This window comes from Endozoicomonas atrinae (assembly GCF_001647025.1).
Classification (GTDB): Bacteria; Pseudomonadota; Gammaproteobacteria; order Pseudomonadales; family Endozoicomonadaceae; genus Endozoicomonas; species Endozoicomonas atrinae.
This window is the reverse complement of record NZ_LUKQ02000392.1, coordinates 1-3,630: the sequence shown is the minus strand read 5'-3', so window position 1 is coordinate 3,630 and position 3,630 is coordinate 1. Positions and strand designations below refer to the sequence as shown.

The window sequence follows — 3,630 nt, the reverse complement described above, 5'->3', positions numbered from 1 at the left end:
AGTACTGGATACGGTATCGCCTCAAATCAACCGGCGAGGAATTTGTGACAGGGACGGATAGAGGCCAGTTCTCATCCCATGAGATTAAGGCTGTAGAAGACAAAAGCCTTTTGACGGATGAGAAGTTGAACGGCCTGAAAGATCAGTTCGATGGAACGATTGAAGCCAACCAATAAGAAGGAAAATACCATGAGCAAAGTAATTTCACTGGAAAAAAATTCACTCATTCCGGCAGCAATTCCCACTCCTCAAATTGAGGAGTGGCCAACACAGGGGGCTGAGATGAACGGTTTGAAAGAGCAGTATGGCGGAGCATTAAAGACAAGCAATCAAAAGAAGGAAAAAACCATGATTGAAATAAACACTCTTGATCAAGCTGAACTGGTTCTGCGCAGAAACAACCTGGTTATCAATGAACTGGTTGAAGGGAAAAGTCTGCTGGATATATGTGGTTATAGTTATACAGAGAAAAATTATGGCCAGAGATTACAACGCCAGGTTATTGCACATAACTTTATAGAAAATAGAGATTTTTATTTATCCACCATCAATGGTGGAAAAGGCAGGCCGCAGAAAATCTGGGAGTTTACGGTTGACGCTGCTAATCATGTACTTCTATCTGCAATGACACCTGAAGGCAAAAGAGCAAGACAGGAAGCCATTGAAGATCGAAAAGCAAAACAAAGATCAGAGAAAGGGATCAATTGGGAAATGCTTTACGAAAAAATGGATGAAGTATTTGGTCATTCCATTTTCTCAACGTTAAATTCACACGATCAGGATCAAAGAGTCTCTGCTGCGGAGAAAAGAATTGAAGATATAGAGCATCAGCTGGAAGACCCAACCAACCGTATCCATTTGACCGAGCCACCAGAGGGGTACGCCTGTGCTTCTGTATTGCAGGAGTTCATCCCTTACAGCTTCTCCTTTGTTAAAAAGACCATCCGATACTTCAAACTGACACCCGTCTATTACATCACCCAATCCGCAGATGGTGAGCGCTATCCAGTCCGCTCATACAACATTGAGGACTTTATGACTGCCGCTGAACTGGTGGAAGACGAGGCGAAGCAGATTTCCCGTTGCTACAAGGAGCATCCTATCGTCGGTCGCTTCAGAAATCGGTAAGGCATCAAAACATCAATTCCAGTTCCTCAAAATTGAGGAACTGAAAAAGGACGGCAACAAATGGACATTACCAAAACCTATCGCTTTATCCCGGCCAGCAATCCGCCAAAAGAAAAGTTAGATATTGTGGGCTACCACCCTGACAACGGCTTTTGCTTTACCACGTTTGAAGACGGAGCGTTTTATCCACAAGTAACCCACTATATGAAAGTGGATGATTCACCCTTCGACCGCTATGCCGAGGCTGCGACCAGTGAAACCATTGATTTTCTGGAAGGCCAATTAGAAAGCATTCAAAACCAGACCATTCAACTCCGTGACCTGTTCGCCATTGCAGCACTGGTCGGAGAGTTTGCCGCTAACCGTGGTACGACCATCGAACAGGCCGTGAACTTTTCCTACACCATCGCTGATCGGATGCTAAAGGCGAGGGAGGCAGGTGATGAAAGTTAGATGCTATTCGACGACTGATGATTTGGTGCATGACATTACTATTGATGGCGAGGGAAGAAGCTCCAATATTCTCAAAATTGAATTTAAGCAGGTGCCGTTCGTTGATAAAGCATTCATCAATCGAATACTCGATGCCCTGATGCATGAAGTCAGGGAGCAGTTTATGGCATGGAATGCTGATAATGAATTTGGCCGTAACCCGACTTATTTTGACCGGAAAAAGGCCGAACGCACTGCTATAAAAATCATTGAAGATATGAAGCGAGGCTCCAATGGCTTATGAACTCCGCTGGTATCAGTCGGAGGCCATTGATGCGATCTATCAATACTTCAGCGCCTCCGATGGTAACCCGTTGGTCTGTGTCAGTACTGGTGGTGGTAAGTCGGTCATCATTGCTGATTTTATCCATGGTGTATTAAAGCACTGGTCAGACCAACGCTTCCTGATCCTCTCTCATGTAAAAGAGATTATTGAGCAGAACCATGAAAAGATCGTCACGCTCTGGCCAGAGGCTCCGACTGGTATTTACTCGGCCTCGATGAAGTCGAGGGATACGGACGCACAGGTATTGTTTGCCAGTATTCAGAGTGTTCATAAACGAGCAGAGCAGCTTGGCCACTTTGATCTGTTACTGATTGATGAGGTACATACCCTGAATAGTGAGCGTTCGGAGTCAATGTATACCGGCTTCATTAACTCCCTTCGGGAAATAAACCCTGCCCTAAAAATAGTTGGCTTTACGGCCACCCCTTATCGGATGAAACAGGGCTTGCTGACGGAGGGAAAGAACCCGCTCTTTAATGAGATTGTCTACGAGACAGACATTCAACGACTAATAGATGATGGCTTTCTATCGCCGCTCCGTTCCAAGGCCGGTAAGGAAAAGATCGACCTTAATGGCGTGAGAACACGGCAGGGTGATTTTCTCACAAGCGATATGGAGGATGCCGTAAAGAAAAATGATGTGACGGAAAAAGCGGTCACTGAAATCATCGAGTACGGTGAGGACAGAAAAGCATGGCTGATCTTCTGTGTCAGTATCGCCCACGCCGAATGGGTCAGAGACTTGTTAGTTGATGAGGGTATAGTCGCTGAATGTATCACTGGCGGCACTCCGAAGGATGAGAGGGCGCAGATACTAGCCGACTATAAAGCAGGTAAGATCAAAGCCCTCACAAGCCAAGGCGTACTGACTACAGGCTTTGATGCCCCACTCACTGACATGATCGCACTTCTCCGGGCAACCAAATCACCCGGGTTGTATGTCCAGATATTAGGCCGAGGCCTCCGTATTAGCCTGGAGACAGGCAAGACTGATTGCTTAGTACTCGATTACGGTGGCAACGTCGAGAGGCATGGACCGCTAGACCGGATCAGCGTTGACCATATCAAGGCAGGTAAAGGGACGGGCGAAGCCCCAATCAAGGAATGCCCTGAATGCTTTGAACTGATCCTCGCAGGCCTCCGGGTATGCCCTGCCTGCAACTATGAATTTCCTGAACGGGAAAAGCACGAATCGGAAGCATCCAGTGCAGCCTTGCTCGCCTCCCAGGTTGAGCCTGAATGGCTCGATGTGGATGAGATTATCTATAACCGCCATGAAAAGAACAGCAAGCCGCCCTCTGTCCAAGTCAGTTATCGGTGCGGATTTTCAACCGTCCGTGAGTGGGTCTGCTTTGAGCATGGCGGGTATGCACGACAAAAGGCTGTCTTGTGGTGGGTAAAACGCTTCGGCCACGAACCGCCACCGGAGTTCACCGATGATGCCATCGACCGGCTAATCAACGTCCGGGATATGCGTGAGCCCTGCCGGATAGAAGTCATTCAGGACGGTCGTTGGCAGCGGGTCAGGGCTTATGACTTTACCACCAAGGAAGGGACTCCGAGCGAATGGAATGACAACCCGGCTCTCAGGCCGAGGCAGAATGACGCCTTTGAGGCTGGCCACTTTGATGTTTTTGATACGGATATTGATTTTTAGGGAGATAGGGATATGGATATTGTTCAAAAGTGCGAGAAAGATCACACCATGATTCATTGTTTTGAGT

General features: G+C 47.3%; 4 protein-coding genes. All 4 read left to right on the top strand.

The genetic code is table 11. The annotated features are described in order from the left end of the window. The first annotated feature begins 189 nt into the window (after positions 1–189). From AK963_RS26795 to AK963_RS26780, 4 genes are read left to right on the top strand one after another with little or no spacing between them, the layout of a single operon-like run. Positions 190–1,128 (top strand): hypothetical protein, encoded by a 939-nt coding sequence (locus AK963_RS26795; RefSeq protein ID WP_066018402.1) that lies wholly within the window; start codon positions 190–192, stop codon positions 1,126–1,128. Between the two features lie 60 nt (positions 1,129–1,188). Continuing rightward, the gene (locus AK963_RS26790) at positions 1,189–1,581 is read left to right on the top strand and encodes a hypothetical protein (RefSeq protein ID WP_066018401.1); all 393 of its coding nucleotides are present in this window, start codon (positions 1,189–1,191) and stop codon (positions 1,579–1,581) included. After that, positions 1,571–1,864 (top strand): hypothetical protein, encoded by a 294-nt coding sequence (locus AK963_RS26785; protein WP_066018400.1) that lies wholly within the window; start codon positions 1,571–1,573, stop codon positions 1,862–1,864. The genes AK963_RS26790 and AK963_RS26785 overlap by 11 nt, the downstream gene beginning before the upstream one ends. After that, positions 1,854–3,563 (top strand): DEAD/DEAH box helicase, encoded by a 1,710-nt coding sequence (locus AK963_RS26780; protein WP_066018399.1) that lies wholly within the window; start codon positions 1,854–1,856, stop codon positions 3,561–3,563. Before AK963_RS26785 ends, AK963_RS26780 begins: the two co-directional genes overlap by 11 nt. Positions 3,564–3,630: the final 67 nt, after the last annotated feature.

What these genes read in the sequence shown, in the direction of transcription:
- AK963_RS26785 (WP_066018400.1), top strand. Translation starts at nt 1,571, where the DNA reads ATGAAAGTTAGATGCTATTCGACGACTGATGATTTGGTGCATGACATT.
- AK963_RS26790 (WP_066018401.1), top strand. Translation starts at nt 1,189, where the DNA reads ATGGACATTACCAAAACCTATCGCTTTATCCCGGCCAGCAATCCGCCA.
- AK963_RS26780 (WP_066018399.1), top strand. Translation starts at nt 1,854, where the DNA reads ATGGCTTATGAACTCCGCTGGTATCAGTCGGAGGCCATTGATGCGATC.
- AK963_RS26795 (WP_066018402.1), top strand. Translation starts at nt 190, where the DNA reads ATGAGCAAAGTAATTTCACTGGAAAAAAATTCACTCATTCCGGCAGCA.